The organism is Aurantimonas coralicida DSM 14790, assembly GCF_000421645.1.
Lineage (GTDB): Bacteria > Pseudomonadota > Alphaproteobacteria > Rhizobiales > Rhizobiaceae > Aurantimonas > Aurantimonas coralicida.
Map to the genome: position 1 here is coordinate 40,254 of NZ_ATXK01000005.1, position 16,669 is coordinate 56,922.

Below are 16,669 nucleotides of genomic sequence, written 5' to 3' on the forward strand. Positions count from 1 at the left end.
AGTCTACTGATAGGGTACTGCTCTTTTATATCCTTGTCGAGGTCGCCTGATGCTCAGTCTTTCCGGGATCGCTTTTCACGGCCACGGGCTGAACCGTCCGGAATGCGTCCTTGCCCATGCGTCAGGGCTTTTGATCACCGCCGACTGGACCGGTGGCGGCGGCGTCTCGATCATCGAGCCGTCGGGGCGGGTCAGCCGGCATCTGGCGCAGAACCCGCCCCGGCCGCTGCGACCGAACGGCATCGCGCTGGAGCGCGGCGGCAGCCTGTTGTTGACCGAGCTCGGCGTCGACACCGGCGGCGTGTGGCGGCTTCACCCGGACGGCACGGTGGACCCGGTGCTGCTGGAGGTGGACGGCACGCCGCTGCCGCCGTCCAATTTCGTGCATCTGGATGCGGCCGGCCGCATGTGGGTGACGGTCAGCACGCGCATGAATCCGCGCCATCTGGCGGCGCGCGGCGACGTTGCCGACGGCTTCATCGTCCTCGTCGAGGACGGACATGCGCGGATCGTCGCCGACGGGATCGGCTTCAGCAACGAATGCCTCGTCTCCCCCGACGGCCGCCATCTCTATATCAACGAGACCTTCACCCGGCGCCTCACCCGCTTCACCATCGCGGAGGGGAAACTGGAGGCGCGGCAGGTGGTGGCCGAGTTCGGCCCCGGCACCTATCCCGACGGCATGACCTTCGATGCAGAAGGTCATCTGTGGATCACCAGCATCGTCAGCAACCGGGTCATCCGGGTCAGCCCCGGCGGCGACCAGACCCTGATGCTGGAAGACTGCGATGCCGGTCACGTCGCCTATGTCGAGGCGGCCTATGCGTCGAAGACCATCGAGCGCTCGCATCTCGACACGATGAAGAGCGAGAAGCTGCGGGCGATCTCCAGCCTCGCCTTCGGCGGGCCCGACCTTCGAACCGCCTATCTCGGCTGCCTGCAGGGCGAGGCGATCGCCAGTTTCGAGAGCCCGGTGGCCGGTTTCGCGCCGCTGCACTGGTCGCTGCCGATCGATGCGCTGGAACGGCGGATCGCCGACCTGCCGACCGTCGCCCCGAACCCGTCCTGATCTTGAACGCCGAGGAGCCCGAGACCCATGAGCACACTGCGCGTTGCGACCATCGGCGCCGGCTATTTCAGCCGCTTCCACCATGATGCCTGGTCGCGCATCGAGGACGCTTCGCTGGTCGCGGTCTGCGACCAGGATGCGGCAAAGGCGCAGGACTATGCCGAGCGCTTCGCCGTGCCCGCGGTCTATACCGATGTCGACGCCATGCTCGAGGCCGAGCGCCCCGATCTCGTCGACATCATCACCCCGCCGCACACCCATCTGGACCTGATCCGCAAGACCACGGCGCGGCGCATTCCGACGATCTGCCAGAAGGCCTTCTGCACCAGCGTCGCGGAAGCCGAAGAGGCGACGCGGATCGCAGCCGAGGCGGACACCATGCTGGTGGTGCACGAGAATTTCCGCTTCCAGCCCTGGCACCGTGAGATCCGCCGCCAGATCGAGGCCGGACGGATCGGCAGCGTCTACCAGGCCAGCTTCCGCCTGCGGCCCGGCGACGGGCAGGGCCCGCGGGCCTATCTCGATCGCCAGCCCTATTTCCAGAAGATGGAGCGCTTCCTCGTCCACGAGACGGCGATCCATTTCATCGACACGTTCCGCTACCTCTTCGGCCCTGTCGAGGCGGTGATGGCCCGGCTGGTGCGGCTCAATCCGGCGATCGTCGGCGAGGATGCCGGCATCATCCTGTTCGAGTTCGCGAACGGCGCGCGGGCCATGCTGGACGGCAACCGGCTGGGCGACCATCAGGCCGACGACCGGCGCCTGACCATGGGCGAGATGCTGGTCGAGGGCTCGGACGGCACGATCCGGCTCGACGGCTACGGACGGCTGTTCTTCCGCGCCTTCGGCAGCAATGACGAGAGCGAGATCGCCTATGAGCGCAACATGGAGGGGTTCGGCGGGGACAGCGTCCTCGCCCTGCAACGCCATGTGGTGGACCATCTCCTGCGCCAGATACCTGTCGTCAACGCGGCGGCGGACTATCTGGCCAATCTGCGGATCGAGGCGGCCATCTATGCCTCCGCCCGCGACGGAATGCTAAAGACGGTCCAAGATGATTCTCATGCGGAAGGTGCCTTGTGACAGTGGCGACAGAGACTGGAACGCCCGCTTCCGTCGCGGAGGAGCGGATCTCCTATGCCGAGCGTGCGTATCGTGAGATCCGCAGGCTGATCCTGAACAACGAGATGCCTGCCGGCACGCATGTCCTGGAAAAGGAACTGTCGGTTCTTCTGGAGATGAGCCGCACGCCGATCCACGAAGCCATGATCCGCCTCGCCGAGGAAGGCATGGTCGAGATCAAGCCGCGGCACGGCATGCGCGTCCTGCCGGTCTCGGCCGACGACATGCAGGAAATCTACCAGATCCTGACGGCGCTGGAATCGGAGGCGGCCGAGGAGATCGCCCGCGAGGGCGTCGCCGACGAAGCGATGAAGGCCATGCGCCAGGCGGTGGACGACATGGACGCCGCGCTCAAGAGCGACGACCTCCTGGCCTGGGCGCAGTCCGACGATCATTTCCATCGCCTGCTGATGGAGAACTGTCCGAACCGGCGTCTGCGCGCGCTGGTCTCGCAGTTCCTTGCCCAGTCGCACCGGGTCCGCATGCTCACCTTGCGCCTGCGCCCCAAGCCGGTGGGGTCGAACGAGGACCACGAAGCGCTGCTCGATGCGATCGAGCGCCGGGACGCCGATGCCGCCCGGCAGATCCACCGCGAACATCGCTTCCGCAATGGCCGCATGCTGGTCGGCCTGCTGCGCGATTACGGCCTGACCCAGCTTTAGCCGCCGGCGGACGGCGCACGGACCCGCGGTCGCCCGTCTCAGAAGAATGGGCGTGGCTTGCCCCCTCGCCCGCCACGCCCCGTCGCAGCCGGGCGATCAGCCCGACGCGCCAGCCAGAAGCGTGAGCTCGGTCACGCGCTTGCCCGTCACCATGTCCCGCGACGCCGCGTCGAAGGTCTGGAAATGCGGCGAGGCCAGATGGGCCTCGAACGCCGCGCGGTCGTCATAGACTTCGTAGAGGATGATCCCGTAGGCGTCGCCGGGCCGGGCGCACACGTCGAAGACGCGGCAGCCGGGCTCGTCCGCCAAAGACCGGCGGGCGTTCTCGACGATCAGCTTCTCGAAGGCCGGGCCGGAGCCCTCGGCGACCGCGAATTCGACGAGAATGACGTAGGGTGCGGCGGCGACCGCTTTGGCTTCGCTCATTTGGCAGCCTCGATTTCCGCGATGACGGCGCGAGTGATGTCGGCGGTGCCGTTGCTGCCGCCGAACTCGAAGGGCCGGATGCGCTCGGCATAGGCCTTGTCGATCGCAGCTTCCAGGATCAGCGAGGCATCGGTCAGCGCGTCCAGCTTGTGACGGGCGCCCAGCCAGTCCAGCATCATCGCGGTCGACAGGAGCATAGCGGTCGGATTGGCCTTGCCGGTGCCCACGATGTCCGGCGCGCTGCCATGGCTCGGCTGGAACAGCGCATGCTCGTCGCCGATCTCGGCGCAGGGTGCCAGCCCCATGCCGCCGACGAGACCACCGCCGAGGTCGGAGATGATGTCGCCGAACATGTTCTCCATGACCATGACGTCGAAGTCCCACGGCTTGCGGATCAGATCCAGCGCCGTCGCGTCGACATAGGCGGAATCGGCGTCCACGCCGGGGAAGTTCTTGGCCCGCTCGTTGAAGATCTTGCGGAAGAAGGCCATGGCCACGAAGACGTTCGACTTGTCGACGCAGGTGACGCGGCCGGTCTTGCCGCGCAGCCGCTGGCGCCGCTCGGCGAGGCGGAAGGAGAAATCGAACAGCTTCTCGGAGGTCGAGCGCGTGATGACCATGGTCTCGCGCGCGACCTTGTCGTCCTCAATCGTGCCCTTGCCGCGGGAATAGAACAGCCCCTCGGTGGATTCGCGAATGATGACGAGGTCTATGTCCTTGGCGCGCGGATCGGCCAGCGGGCTCGGCGTATTGGGCAGATGGCGGACCGGGCGGACGCCGGCATAGAGGCCGAATTCCCGGCGCATCTCCAGATGCGGGGCAATCTCGGTGCCGTCCGGATAGCGGATGTCGGGAAGGCCCATGGCGCCAAAAAGGATCGCGTCGCAGGACCTCGTCGCGTCGGCGGCCTCGTCGGTCAGGGCGATGCCGGTTTCCTTGTAATAGGCCGCACCGCCTGGATGCTGGTGGCGCACGAGACGGAAGCCGCAACGCGCCTCCAGAGCGTCCAGAACCGCCAGACCGCTGTCCATCACCTCGACTCCGATCCCGTCACCGGGAAGGACCACGATCTCCAGATCACTCATTCGGACACTCCTGTCGCCACTCAATCCTCGCGATCAGGCCTAGCCCCATTCAATGAATGCGTCAATGCATGCATTGTTGCAGCGGTCGCGAATCTCGAGCTTGGCGCGCCTGTCGATCGCGCCTGATTGCGTTTGGTTAGCCGGATTCAGCCGCGCTCCCGGAGCTGTCGCCTCTGAACGCATGCCTGCGGGCAATGGGTGGGGTGGCACGTGAACGGCAAGCCGCCAGGGTCACTCCACGGCAGCGCTTGAGCGCCCACGAGGCGGGTCGCAAGTGAAGGAAGGCAGCTGCCGAGGGCGTGCCGCACGGGGGCTGCCCGGGTGGACCGCCGGCGCTACGAGGAGCGCCGACGGTCCGTGATCGGGCTACTCCGCGGCTTCTCGGGTCGTCGCGGGCGCGACGATGCGGGCGGCGCAGTATTTGAACTCCGGGATCTTGCCGAAAGGATCGAGCATCGGGTTGGTCAACATGTTGGCCGGGCTCTCGTTGAAGCAGAACGGCATGAAGACCATGCCGTCGGCGACCTCCCGGTCGGCCCGCAGGATCGCCTCGACCGTGCCGCGCCGGGTCTCGATCGCGATCATCTCGCCCTGTTGCAGGCCCCTGCGACCGATCTCGCGCGGGTTCATCGAGGCGATGCCCTGGGGCTCGATGGCGTCCAGCACGCCGGCCCTTCGGGTCATGGCGCCGGTGTGCCAGTGTTCGAGCAGCCGCCCCGTGGTCAGCACGAGCGGATAGTCCGCGTCGGGCACCTCGTCCGGCGGCAGCAGATCGGCCGGCACGATGCGGCCACGGCCGTCGGCGGTCGGGAAGCTGGTCGAGAAGATGATCTCGTTGCCCGGCTGGTCGGGGCCGTCGGCCGGGTAGATCACCGATTCCTCCCGTTCCACGCGCTCCCAGGAGATATGCTTCAGCGACGGCATCACCGCCGCCATCTCCGTATAGACCTCCGAGACATGGCCGTAATTCCAGTCGAGGCCGATGCGGCGGGCAAGGTCGATGATGATGTCGAGGTCCTGCCGGGCCTCGCCGGGCAGGTCGAGCGCCGGCCGGCCGATCTGCACCTGCCGGTTGGTGTTGGTGAAGGTGCCGAGCTTTTCGGCATGGACCGAGGCCGGCAGGACGACGTCGGCGTGCCAGGCGGTCTCGGTGAGGAAGATGTCCTGCACCACCAGATGCTCGAGCTTGGCCAGCGCACCACGGGCATGGGCCTGGTCGGGATCCGACATGGCCGGATTCTCGCCCATCACATACATGCCCTTGATGACGTCGTCATGGATCGCGTCGATGATCTCGACGACGGTCAGCCCGGTCTTGGGGTCGAGCGTCTGGCCCCAGAAATTCTCGTAGGTCCCGCGAATATCGGGATTCTCGACGGATTTGTAGTCGGGATAATACATCGGGATCAGCCCGGCATCCGACGCGCCCTGGACGTTGTTCTGGCCGCGCAGCGGATGCAGACCGGTGCCCGGGCGGCCGATCTGGCCGGTGATCAGCGCCAGCGCGATCAGGCAGCGGGAATTGTCCGTGCCGTGGGTGTGCTGGGAGATGCCCATGCCCCAGAAGATGATCGAGCGTTCGGCCTTGGCATAGGTGCGGGCGACGTCCCGCAGCGTCTCGGCCGGCACCCGGCAGATGTTGGCCATGGCCTCGGGCGAGAAGTCCTTGACCTTCTCCTTCAGCGCCTCGAAGCCGGCGACATTGGCCTGGATATACTGCTCGTCATAAAGCTGTTCCTCGATGATCACGTGGATCAGCGCGTTCAGCATGGCGACGTCGGTGCCGGGCTTGAACTTCAGCGAGTGGGTCGCGTGACGCATCAGGTCCTGGCCGCGCGGGTCCATGACGATGAGCTGCTTGCCCAGCTTGGCGGCCTGCTTGAAATAGGTCGCGGCGACTGGGTGGTTGGTCGTCGGGCGAGCGCCGATGACGATGATGCACTCGGCCTTCATGGCGTCGTTGAACGGCGCCGAGACCGCGCCGGAGCCGACGCCCTCCATCAGCGCGGCCACCGAGGAGGCGTGGCAGAGCCGCGTGCAATGGTCGATATTGTTGGTGCCGAAACCCTGCCGGATCAGCTTCTGGAAGAGATAGGCCTCCTCGTTCGATCCCTTGGCCGAGCCGAAGCCGGCCAGCGCCTGGCCGCCATGGGCCGCCATGATCGATGTCAGCCCGCCGGCGGCGCGCTCCATCGCCTCTTCCCAGGTCGCCTCGCGAAAAACGGTCAGCGGATCGACGTTGCGCATGTCGATGTCGCCGGCCTTCGGCGCATCGTCGCGGCGGATCAGCGGCTTGGTCAGGCGCTCCGGCGACATGGCGTAGTCGAAGCCGAAGCGGCCCTTCACGCACAGCCGGTTCTCGTTGGCATAGCCGTCGCGGCCGTCGACCTGGACGATGCGGTTGTCCTTGACCGCGACCTTGGTCTGGCAGCCGACGCCGCAGAACGGGCAGACGCTGTCGACGACCTTGTCGAAGTCCTGGATCGCGCGGACGGTGCGTGTCTCGTCCATCAGCGACTTCTCGTACAATGCACCGGTCGGGCAGGCCTGGACGCATTCGCCGCAGGTCACGCAGGTCGACAGGCCCATCGGGTCGTGGATGTCGAAGACCGGCACGGAGCGGTTGCCGCGCTCGGCCATGCCGATGACGTCGTTGACCTGCACCTCGCGGCAGGCGCGCACGCAGGCGCCGCAGGTGATGCAGGCGTCCATGTTGACCGCGATGGCCGGATTGGTCACGTCGAACTCGGCCGTGGCGTGCCCGTCGGCGAATTTCGACGGATAGCGGTCGCTGCCGGCCACCCCCATGGAGGACGCCCAGTCCCAGAACATCGACTGGTTGTCCGGGCTTTCCTCGGGCGGCCGCATGTTGCTGGCCAGAAGCTCAACCACCATCTGGCGCGACTTCACCGCGCGCTCGGTGGCGGTGCGCACCACCATGCCCTCGGCGGGCTTGCGGATGCAGGAGGCGGCCAGCACCCGTTCGCCGTCGATCTCCACCATGCAGGCGCGGCAATTGCCGTCCGGCCGGTAGCCCGGCATGTCGACATGGCACAGATGCGGGATGCGCGTGCCCTCGCGCTTGGCCACTTCCCAGATGGTCTCGCCGGCATCCGCGGCGACGGACTTGCCGTCGAGTTCGAAGGTGATCTTGCTCGTCATCGCGACAGCTCCTCGCGGAAATGCGTCAGAAGATGATTCACGGGATTGGGCGCCGCCTGGCCGAGACCGCAGATCGAGGCGTCGCGCAGGACGGTCTCCAGATCGCGGATCGCCGTTTCGTCGATCGGCCCCCGGGACTCCAGCAGCGACACCAGCTTGCCGGTGCCCTCGCGGCAGGGCGTGCACTGGCCGCAGCTCTCATGCTCGAAGAAGCGCAGAAGGTTGAGCGTGGCCTCCCTGATATCGTCCTGGTCGGAGAACACCACGACGGCATGGGAGCCGACGAAGGCGCCGTGGCGGGCGAGCTCGCCGCCGAAATCCAGCGGAATGTCGCCGAGGGAGGCGGGCAGGACGCCGCCCGAGGCGCCGCCGGGCAGATAGGCCTTGAACGCATGGCCCTCGGCCATGCCGCCGCAATGCTCCTCGATCAGTTCGCGCACGGTGATGCCGGCCGGGGCGAGCTTGACGCCCGGCTCGCGCACGCGGCCCGAGACCGACCAGGAGCGCAGTCCCGGAAAGCCCGGCTTGCCGAGGCCGGTGAACCATTCGGGCCCGTTGTCGACGATGTCGCGGATCCACCACAGGGTCTCGACATTGTGGTTCAGCGTCGGACGCCCGAACAGGCCGACTTCGGCGATGTAGGGCGGCCGGTGCCGCGGCAGGCCGCGCTTGCCCTCGATGCTCTCCAGCATCGCGCTTTCCTCGCCGCAGATATAGGCGCCGGCGCCGCGGCGCAGCTCGATGAAGCCCGGCGTGATCAGGCCGCCGGCTTCCAGCGCGGCGATCTCGGTGCGCAGGATGTGCAGCACGGCCGGGTATTCGTCACGCATGTAGAAGTAGATGCGCTCGGCCTCGACCGCATGGGCGGCGACGAGCGCGCCTTCCAGTGTGCGGTGCGGGTCGCGCTCCAGGTGGTAGCGGTCCTTGAAGGTGCCGGGCTCGCCCTCGTCGCCATTGATGGTCATCAGGCGCGGCCCCGGATAGGAGCGCACGAAGCCCCATTTCTTGCCGGCCGGGAAGCCGGCACCGCCGAGCCCGCGCAGGCCGGCGGACTGCATGGTCTCGATCAGCGTGTCGACGGCGAGCGACCCGTCGCGGATCTTCGCGAGCAGCTTGTAGCCGCCGGCGGCGAGATAATCGGCCAGATTGGTGTAGTCGGGCACGCGGACGGTGGTCTCGCCGGCAGCGGCCAGGGCAGCCAACCCCTCGGCGCTGGCGTTGTCGACCTCGCGGTCGCCGATGCGGGCGGCCGGCGCGGTGGCGCAGCGGCCCATGCAGGGTGCGCGCACGACGCGGATGGCGGCCGGATCGACGCCTGCCGACACTTCACCGATCAGCGCTTCGGCGCCGGCCAGCGCACAGCTGATCGAATCGCAGATCCGGATGGTCAGCGGCGCCGGCTTCTCCTCGCCTTCGCGCACCACGTCGAAATGGTCGTAGAAGGACGCCACCTCGTAGACTTCCGCCTGGGACAGCCGCATCTCCTCGGCCAGGGCGCGCAGATGGGCCGCGCTCAGGCAGCCGAAGCGATCCTGGATCAGATGCAGATATTCAATGAGTAGGTCCCGTCGCCGCTCCCCTTCGCCGAGGAGCTCCCGTATGTCCGACCACGCCGTCTCGTCGAGTTCCCGTCCCTTGGGCCCACGATCCCGTGGCCGAAGCTCCCGCACCGCCATTCTTCCTCCTTCACGGTGCCCACCATGAACCTCAATGCCGCATAACGCCTTGAGGCAAAAGACCGTACCAAAAAATATCCCGACATGGCGACCGCAACGGCGCCCCGAACCGGCGATTTTCGTACTTGTAGCTTACGGAACGATGCGTCAGCCTGACGAGGGGAGAGGGAGACGCGGGCAGGCCGGTTTCGCGTGAGCGCCATCGGTCCGCACCCGCGCGGGCTCCAGCGGCCGTTTCGCGGCCGCACCGGTTGCAAGGGAGGGGACGCCGATGAAGATCGAGCGCATCGACACCTATGTTCTCAAGGTCTCCAGCCGGGAGAACGCGTTCTATTCGTCGCAGGATTATTTCGCCGAACGCACCAGCCTTCTGGTCCGGATCACCTGCGACGACGGGACGACCGGCTGGGGCGAAGGCGGCCAGTACGGCCCGCCCGAGCCGCCGGCCAGCTGCATCCGGGACGTCATCGGCCCGCGGCTGATCGGACGCTATCCGGCCGCACCGACGGCGATCTTCGAGGAGTTCTACGCCCGCACGCGGGATTTCGGCCAGAAGGGCGCCTATGTCGAGGCGCTCAGCGCCATCGACATCGCCCTGTGGGACATCTTCGGCACGATGGTCGGCCAGCCTGTCCACGCGCTTCTCGGCGGCGCGATCCGCCAGCGCGTGCGGGCCTACGGGACCGGCTGCTACTATCCGCCGGACTATGCCGACCGCCCGGTGATGCTGGACAAATTGCGCGAAGAGGTGCTGCGCATCCGCGCCACCGGCGTCGCCGCGGTCAAGATGAAGATCGGCCTCCTGCCGATCCGCGACGACATCGAGCGCATGCGCCTCGTGCGCGAGACCCTCGGCGACGACGTCGAGATCATGGCCGATGCCAACCACGCCTATAACTACGCCTCCGCCGTGCGGATCGGCCGGGTCATGGAAGAGCTGGATTTCCGCTGGTTCGAGGAGCCGGTGGTGCCGGAGGACCGCGAGGGCTATCGCCGCCTGCGCGAGACGCTGGACGTGCCGATCGCCGGCGGCGAGGCCGAATTCACCCGCTTCGGCTTCCGCGACCTCATCGGCGGCGGCTGCATCGACATCGCCCAGCCGGACATCTGCGCGGCCGGCGGCTTCACCGAATGGAAGAACATCCTGGCGCTGGCGACGAGCCATAACATCATGGTGGTGCCGCATGTCTGGGGATCGGGCGTGGCCGTCGCCGCGGCCCTGCAGGCGCTGGCGATCGTGCCCCATGCGCCCTACACGGCGCGTCCGGTGCCGCTGCAGAACGAGACGATGATCGAGTTCGACCGCACCTACAATCCGCTGCGCGACGACATCCTGACGGAGGCATTCGTGCTCGAGGACGAGTGCCTGGCGATCCCCACCGGCCCCGGCCTCGGTGTCACGGTCGACGAGGGCGCCGTGCGCCGGCACTGCGTGCGGCACGAGACGATCGACGCCGGCTCCTGACAGGCCGGCCTTTGGCGACCGTCGCCAGGACCGGCATCCAGCGATGCCTCAGGGGCAGACGCCCCGGGCGCGGACATAGCGGGCGGAGACCCAGCCGGACGGAGAGGCCGGGCCCCACAACGGGTCCTCGCAGTCCCCTTCCATGCAGGTCACGTGGTACCAGTTGCCGCGCCGGTCGTAGACCGACAGGAGATCGCCGGCATAGACCTCGCCGATCTGCCGCGTACTGGAGGACGGCCCGCGCCGCACCGCCAGAAATCCCGCGCCGGTCCGGTGGTCGTAGGAGGAGATCGGGCGCACGCCGCTCACCCGTCCGGTGCAGTCGCCGGCGAGCGCCTGGGGCGCGGTGCCAAGCCCCGCAGCGACGAGAACCGCCGCTGCGATCCCAGATGTCAGTCGCGTCATCCGATCGTCCTTTCGAAGCGCCCGTCGTGGGCAGGTGCCGCGCCCATCCTGCCGAAGACGGCGGCAAGCCCCTTGATCCGCATCAAGCGGCGCGGCGGGCTCGGGCCTTTCCGCGCCGACAGGTCGGCGTCAGGGCTGTGCCGCCCAGTAGCGCGCAAGATCGCTGCGCAGCCGGGCCGGCGATCGCGTTCCCCATTCGTCGCGATGGCCCACCAGATAGAGGACCGGCCGTAGCCGCGACGGACGGGCGGCCGCGAGATCGGCAAACTGGTCGGGTACGAAGACGTGCCGGCCGTAGATGTGGCGGGCCTCCACCGGCAGGCTCGGAAGGGCCCGGCGCACGAGTTCGCTGCAGAAGAAGCAATCCGCCGTATCCGCGTCGAAGCGGAAATCGAAGGGCTGGCCGATGGCGCCGAGCAGGAACCGCATCGCCCGGCGGCGTTCGGCGCGCGCGGCGAGCGTCGGGCGCAGCACGACCAGATAATCCGCGTTGAGGACGGTCTCGGCCGAACTCAGATGCACCCCGTCCTGATCCGCTTCGATGAAGGTCCGGCCCGCGAGGATGTCCGGTGCCTGCCCCTGCGCGACCGCATCGCTCCAGATGCCCAGCCGGCGCATGTCGGCGTCCGACCCCAGATGGATCGCCACATGCTTGAACAGGCCCGGCAGGGTGGCGTTGGTCAGCCGCCCGCCCGAGGTTACGAGAACGATGTCGAGCGGCCGCAGATGTCGCCGCAGGAGCCGGACGGCCCCGTCCCGGCCATACAGATGGCCATTGCGCCATTCGACCGCCGCCACGACGCGGCCGATCACCGGCGCGACCGGGTCGAGCACCGCCACCAGCCAGTCGGGATAGCGTTCGACATTCGCGCAGCATTTGCGGATCGCCGGCGGCGGTGGCTCCGGGCCGAGATCGCCGCCTGCCGAACCGGTGACGCAGCCGGCGAGCGCCGATAGCATCAGGGCGCAGGGCAGGAGCAGCAGGCGTATCGGCCAACGCGCCGTCAGGTGCCTGGGGCCTGTCATGGAAAGCGCGCCGTTTCGCCGATCGACAGGGTGCGGGCATTCCTCGTGGCGCCGGCCCGCAGAAACCGCCGCGATGGTTCGGCGCGGGGCTCCGGCGACTGGGCGAAGGTGCCCCAGTGAATGCCGATCGCCGCCTTCGCCCCTACATCGCCCGCCAGCCGGACCGCCTCTTCCGGGGTCATGTGCATGTCGCCGACCAGGTGCCGGGGCTCGGAAGCGCCGATCGGCACCAGCACGAGGTCATAGGGCCCGCGCCGGCGACCGATCTCTGCAAACACCGGCGCGTAGCCGCTGTCGCCGATGAACAGGACGCGGTGGGACGGGTCCCTGAGCTTCCAGGAGAACGCCGTCCCGTCCGGGATGCCGAGAAGGTTGCGCCGGGTGGCGTGGATCGCCGGCAGGCCGGTGATCGTGACCGCGCCGATCCTGGCGGATCCGTTCAGCGGGAGCGCATGGATGCGCCGGAATCCGGCATCGGCCGCCAGATGTGCGAGACCGTCCGGCACGACGACGGCCGCCTCCGGAAACCGTCCGGCGAGCATCCGCAGGGAGGGGGCGTGGAGATGGTCGAAGTCGCCATGGGAGAGCACCACCGCATCGATTCCTCGAAGCTGGTCGAGGTGCAATTGCGGCCAGCCATAGCGAACCGGCAGCGGGCTTGCGAGCGAGACGGCACCCGCCAGCACCGGATCGGTCAGGATCACGGTCTTCCCCATCTGCAGGAGAACGGTCGAATGACCGTACCAGGCCACCGTCATCCCGCCCCGTTGCGTCGGCCTGGCGGATGTCGGTGCTTCGCGCGCCTCCTCCGGTCCGGGGGGCTCGCCCGGTCCCCGCAGGCGTTCGGCGAGCGCATAGACGCCGGAAGCCATCGAGACATGATGGATGGCGAGGCCGACACCGCGCAGCGGCTGCGGCGCGAGCACAACCGGTGCCGCGTCGGTGCGCGGCGGTCTGCCCGGCAAAGACGCGGCACAGCCGCAGAGCAAGACCGTCAGGCACAGCGCAGCCCGGATGCCCCGAAGACGCAACATGAGGAATTTCCCGGAACGCGGAAACAGGCTGCGACGCGAGCCGACCCAGGAGTGGGCCGGCGACGGATCAGCGGTGGCGTTCGCCGCCTAGCGACAGCCCTTGCGGCGCTCCCATCGCTGGATCGCGGCGACCTCCCGCCTGTCGGGGCCCGACAGCTCGCCATAGGGCGGAAAGCAGCTGCGGCCGAAGGCGCGGCGCGCCCGGCGGGTTTCGAAGCAATAGCCATTGTCGGCATAGATGGCGTTGCGGGCATACCAGAGCTCGTCGCAGCTCATGCTCCGGTAGCTCTGGGCCACCGCCTGCGATGCGCCGGCAAACGAGACGAGCGCAGCGACGATCAGCGTGCCTCGCAGGGTTCCAGTTGTCTGCATCTTCATGTTGGGCGCCTCCCGCCGGGTTGTCGATGCCCGAGCGTGACGGCCATTCGCGCGCTCCGACTTGACGTGCATCAAAACTACCCGCGTTTCTTCCCCAGCGGAAGACAGGCTGGACGCGCTAAGCCCAGGAGTCGTCGTCGGCGGTCAGGATCAACGTTTCCACATGGGCGTCCGGCCGATGGTCGACCGAGGCACAGACGGTCTCGGTGACGATATCTTCGCCGATCCTGAAGCGCGGCGCGCCGTTGGCAGCAGTGTCGCTCATCGAGACCTCGACGCTCGCGCCGCGCAGGCGACGATCAATTGCCGTCGTCATCCATCCCAAACCACACATCCCGACGGCTTTCGCGTTCCTCGCCTGGAACTCTCCGCAGACAATACACTCGAGATTCGCCACGCTTTTTCCCCGATTCCGTGGCACGCTCCCCGGCGTCCGGAAAAGCAGCATGACGACAGGCCCTGCGGCACGCGCAGGATTAACGTCAGTCTTTCGGCAGGCTGCAAGCAGGTCCGGATATCGTGAGGAACATCAGGCGATTGCGCCCGGATCGCAGACCAGCACTTTGTCCAGCCGTGACGGCAGCGCGCAGGCACCACCCGGCATCCGCGCGCCGAAGCAAAATGGTGCGCACGCCATGCCCGGCCGATGCCGGAGCCATCATATCGCGAAGTGTTCGGGGGGGTGTGGCTACTGTCCGGATCGCTGCGGATCATCTCGAACAGTCAATTGGTGCCCAGGAGAGGACTCGAACCTCCACGCCTCGCGGCACACGGACCTGAACCGTGCGCGTCTACCAATTCCGCCACCTGGGCACGGCGCGGAGCATTAGAGGGAGGCCGGGTCGCTGTCAACGCAGTTTTGCGACGATTGGCGCCGGCACACGAATTTTCTGTCGCAGTGCAGCGGACCGGCGTGGACGGCGCGGTTTTTCGCAGGCGATGGCGCGCCGTTCCGCCAAGTGCAGGGAGACCGGGACGCGGATGCCGGACGCGCCCGCCGGCTGTCGCGGGCCATGCCAGGGCGCGCGGCGGGAGCGGGGCAATGGCGCCGGGCGGCGGGCGTTCCCGTGGCCGCGGCAGCGCCCTGCGACGGTTTGTGCCGCGGGCTTGCGGATCGGGTGCGGTGCGCCATCTGCGCGATTGTGCGGGACCGGCGTCCCCGGTCCGGCGGACGCGGCGTGAAACAGCCGGCTCGCGGCGCGGCGCCGCCTTCACCTGACGCCGCAGACGGGCTATGACGCGGCGGAACGGGGCCCGCGCCGGGCGGCGCGAATCATCCGGCCCCGCCCGGACGCGAACCGGGCCGACGGGCCACAGGCAAGGCAGGAGCTTGAGTACGATGAGTGTCGACACGAACAAGACGGTGGTGGTGTTCGGCGGTTCGGGCTTTGTCGGCCGCTACCTGGTGCAGGCGCTCGCCCGCCGCGGCCATCGCATTCGCGTCGCCTGCCGGCGCCCGGATCTGGCCTATCACCTGCAGCCCAACGGCAATATGGGCCAGATCATGCCGATCCAGGCCAATCTGCGCTATCCGTGGTCCGTCGAGCGGGCGGTCGAGGGGGCCGACCATGTCGTCAACCTCGTCGGCATTCTGGCACAAAGCGGCCAGCAGAGCTTCGACGCGCTGCAGTCCTTCGGCGCTCGCACGGTGGCGGAGGCGACCGCGAAGATCGGCGCCGGCATGACGCAGATCTCGGCCATCGGCGCCGACGAGACCTCCGAATCCGAATATGCCCGCACCAAGGCCGAGGGCGAGAAGGCGGTGCTCGACGCCATCCCCGGCGCCTACATCATGCGTCCGTCGATCGTCTTCGGCGCCGAGGACCAGTTCTTCAACCGCTTCGCCGACATGGCGCGGTTCTCGCCGTTCCTGCCGTTGATCGGCGGCGGCAAGACCCGGTTCCAGCCGGTCTATGTGGGCGATGTCGCCGAGGCGATCGCCGACACGGTGGACGGCAAGGTTCCCGGCGGACGGGTCTACGAGCTCGGCGGGCCGGAAGTGCTGACCTTCCGCCAGATGATGGAGGAGATGCTGCGCATCATCGAGCGCAAACGCAACTTCGTCACCATCCCGTTCGGCGCCGCCGCCTCGATGGCGAAGCTGATGCGCTTCCTGCCGGGCGCGCCGCTGACGCCCGACCAGGTCACCCAGTTGCAGACCGACAATGTCGTGTCGCAGGACGCCATCGAGGACGGCCGCACGCTGGAGGCCTTCGGCATCCGGCCGCGCACCGTCGACGCGATCCTGCCGACCTATCTCGTCCGCTTCCGCAAGCACGGGCAGTTCACCCACCCGCAGCCCCAGGCCGGCGGCGTGCGGATGCCCGACGACGAGGCGGTCTGAGCCACGGCGATCGGTGAGCGCCACATGGCCGTGACCGGCTGACCGGCTTGGACGCGATGCTGCTTCCGCCGGGCCTTGCGGCCGGCACCGCGCTGCTGCTGGTCGTGGCGAGCTTCTTCACCTCGGCCGCCACCGCCGCCTTCGGGATCGGGGGCGGGCTGTCGCTCCTTGCCATCATGAGCACGGTGCTGCCGGTGGCGGTGCTGATTCCCGTCCATGGCCTGGTGCAGCTCGCCTCCAATCTCGGACGCGTGCTGGTGCAGCGGCGGGCCGTGTCCTGGCGCGCGTTGCTGCCGTTTCTGGCCGGCGCGGCGCTGGGCGCGCTGATCGGCGCACGCTTCGTCGTCACCCTGCCGGAAGCGGTGCTGCAGACGACGCTCGGGGCGTTCATCCTGATCCTTGCCCTGGCGAAGCTGCCGGCGATCGGCCGGATCGGGCCGCCGGGCTTTGCCTTTGCGGGTCTCGCCACGACGTTTCTGTCGATGTTCGTCGGGGCCACCGCGCCGATCAACGCGGCGTTCTTCGCCAAGGCCTTCGACGACCGCTCGGAACTGGTCGCGACGCTGGCGGCGACGACCTTCCTGCAGCATCTGTTCAAGAGCCTCGCCTTCTTCGCCCTCGGCGTCGGGCTCGCCGCCTATGCGCCGCTGATCGCCGCGATGATCGTCACGGGCTTTGCCGGCACGCTGGCCGGAACGGCGCTGCTCAAACGCATCGACGAGCGGCTGTTCCGCTTCGTCCTGACGGCGATCCTCGTCGTGATCTCGCTCGACCTCCTGCGCCGCGGCCTGACCAGCCTCATGTGAGCCCGGGCA

At 68.0% G+C, this 16,669-nt stretch carries 15 protein-coding genes and 1 tRNA gene; 6 read left to right on the top strand and 10 right to left on the bottom strand.

All coding sequences use genetic code 11. The features are described from left to right. The first annotated feature begins 49 nt into the window (after positions 1–49). From H536_RS0112175 to H536_RS0112185, 3 genes are read left to right on the top strand one after another with little or no spacing between them, the layout of a single operon-like run. A complete protein-coding gene (locus H536_RS0112175; protein WP_024350729.1) occupies positions 50–1,069 on the top strand; it encodes an SMP-30/gluconolactonase/LRE family protein in 1,020 nt (339 codons plus the stop codon). Between the two features lie 27 nt (positions 1,070–1,096). Beyond that, positions 1,097–2,152 carry a Gfo/Idh/MocA family protein gene (locus H536_RS0112180; protein ID WP_024350730.1) on the top strand — a complete coding sequence of 352 codons (1,056 nt, stop codon included), beginning with the start codon at positions 1,097–1,099 and terminating at the stop codon, positions 2,150–2,152. Between the two features lie 2 nt (positions 2,153–2,154). Next, the gene (locus H536_RS0112185) at positions 2,155–2,853 is read left to right on the top strand and encodes a GntR family transcriptional regulator (RefSeq protein ID WP_029703173.1); all 699 of its coding nucleotides are present in this window, start codon (positions 2,155–2,157) and stop codon (positions 2,851–2,853) included. Positions 2,854–2,949: 96 nt separating this feature from the next. Here the strand turns inward: H536_RS0112185 and H536_RS0112190 are convergent, their stop codons facing one another. The 4 genes from H536_RS0112190 to H536_RS0112205 form a co-directional block, all read right to left on the bottom strand. Further along, positions 2,950–3,279, bottom strand: coding sequence for a putative quinol monooxygenase (locus H536_RS0112190; RefSeq protein WP_024350732.1), 330 nt, complete (start codon positions 3,277–3,279; stop codon positions 2,950–2,952). After that, positions 3,276–4,364: an isocitrate/isopropylmalate dehydrogenase family protein gene (locus tag H536_RS0112195; RefSeq protein ID WP_024350733.1), complete on the bottom strand. Its 1,089-nt coding sequence runs from the start codon at positions 4,362–4,364 to the stop codon at positions 3,276–3,278. Before H536_RS0112195 ends, H536_RS0112190 begins: the two co-directional genes overlap by 4 nt. Positions 4,365–4,730: 366 nt before the next feature. Further along, positions 4,731–7,526, bottom strand: a complete 2,796-nt coding sequence (gene fdhF / locus H536_RS0112200) for a formate dehydrogenase subunit alpha (RefSeq protein WP_024350734.1) — start codon at positions 7,524–7,526, stop codon at positions 4,731–4,733. Beyond that, positions 7,523–9,202, bottom strand: coding sequence for an NADH-ubiquinone oxidoreductase-F iron-sulfur binding region domain-containing protein (locus tag H536_RS0112205; RefSeq protein WP_024350735.1), 1,680 nt, complete (start codon positions 9,200–9,202; stop codon positions 7,523–7,525). The genes fdhF and H536_RS0112205 overlap by 4 nt, the downstream gene beginning before the upstream one ends. Positions 9,203–9,473: 271 nt before the next feature. On the opposite strand from H536_RS0112205, the gene H536_RS0112210 reads away from it, so the two are divergent. Beyond that, on the top strand, positions 9,474–10,667 hold the full coding sequence (locus H536_RS0112210; RefSeq protein ID WP_024350736.1) for a mandelate racemase/muconate lactonizing enzyme family protein: 1,194 nt from the start codon (positions 9,474–9,476) through the stop codon (positions 10,665–10,667). Between the two features lie 48 nt (positions 10,668–10,715). Here H536_RS0112210 and H536_RS0112215 read toward each other — a convergent pair whose 3' ends face one another. The 6 genes from H536_RS0112215 to H536_RS0112245 all read right to left on the bottom strand — a co-directional run bounded on the left by H536_RS0112215 (position 10,716) and on the right by H536_RS0112245 (position 14,323). Beyond that, positions 10,716–11,072, bottom strand: coding sequence for an SH3 domain-containing protein (locus H536_RS0112215; protein WP_024350737.1), 357 nt, complete (start codon positions 11,070–11,072; stop codon positions 10,716–10,718). 129 nt (positions 11,073–11,201) lie between these two features. Beyond that, positions 11,202–12,098 carry a YiiX/YebB-like N1pC/P60 family cysteine hydrolase gene (locus H536_RS0112225; protein ID WP_081651910.1) on the bottom strand — a complete coding sequence of 299 codons (897 nt, stop codon included), beginning with the start codon at positions 12,096–12,098 and terminating at the stop codon, positions 11,202–11,204. Beyond that, the gene (locus tag H536_RS0112230; RefSeq protein ID WP_024350739.1) at positions 12,095–13,132 is read right to left on the bottom strand and encodes an MBL fold metallo-hydrolase; all 1,038 of its coding nucleotides are present in this window, start codon (positions 13,130–13,132) and stop codon (positions 12,095–12,097) included. Before H536_RS0112230 ends, H536_RS0112225 begins: the two co-directional genes overlap by 4 nt. An 87-nt stretch (positions 13,133–13,219) precedes the next feature. Beyond that, positions 13,220–13,510 (bottom strand): YARHG domain-containing protein, encoded by a 291-nt coding sequence (locus tag H536_RS0112235; protein ID WP_050767741.1) that lies wholly within the window; start codon positions 13,508–13,510, stop codon positions 13,220–13,222. A gap of 118 nt (positions 13,511–13,628) precedes the next feature. After that, positions 13,629–13,907, bottom strand: coding sequence for a hypothetical protein (locus H536_RS0112240; protein WP_155898472.1), 279 nt, complete (start codon positions 13,905–13,907; stop codon positions 13,629–13,631). A gap of 331 nt (positions 13,908–14,238) precedes the next feature. Further along, positions 14,239–14,323 (bottom strand) — tRNA-Leu (locus H536_RS0112245). Between the two features lie 526 nt (positions 14,324–14,849). On the opposite strand from H536_RS0112245, the gene H536_RS0112250 reads away from it, so the two are divergent. Beyond that, entirely contained in the window at positions 14,850–15,854 is a 1,005-nt protein-coding gene (locus H536_RS0112250) for a complex I NDUFA9 subunit family protein (protein ID WP_035694954.1), read from the top strand. Positions 15,855–15,910: 56 nt separating this feature from the next. Then, the gene (locus H536_RS0112255; RefSeq protein ID WP_029703179.1) at positions 15,911–16,660 is read left to right on the top strand and encodes a sulfite exporter TauE/SafE family protein; all 750 of its coding nucleotides are present in this window, start codon (positions 15,911–15,913) and stop codon (positions 16,658–16,660) included. The last annotated feature ends 9 nt before the right edge of the window (positions 16,661–16,669 follow it).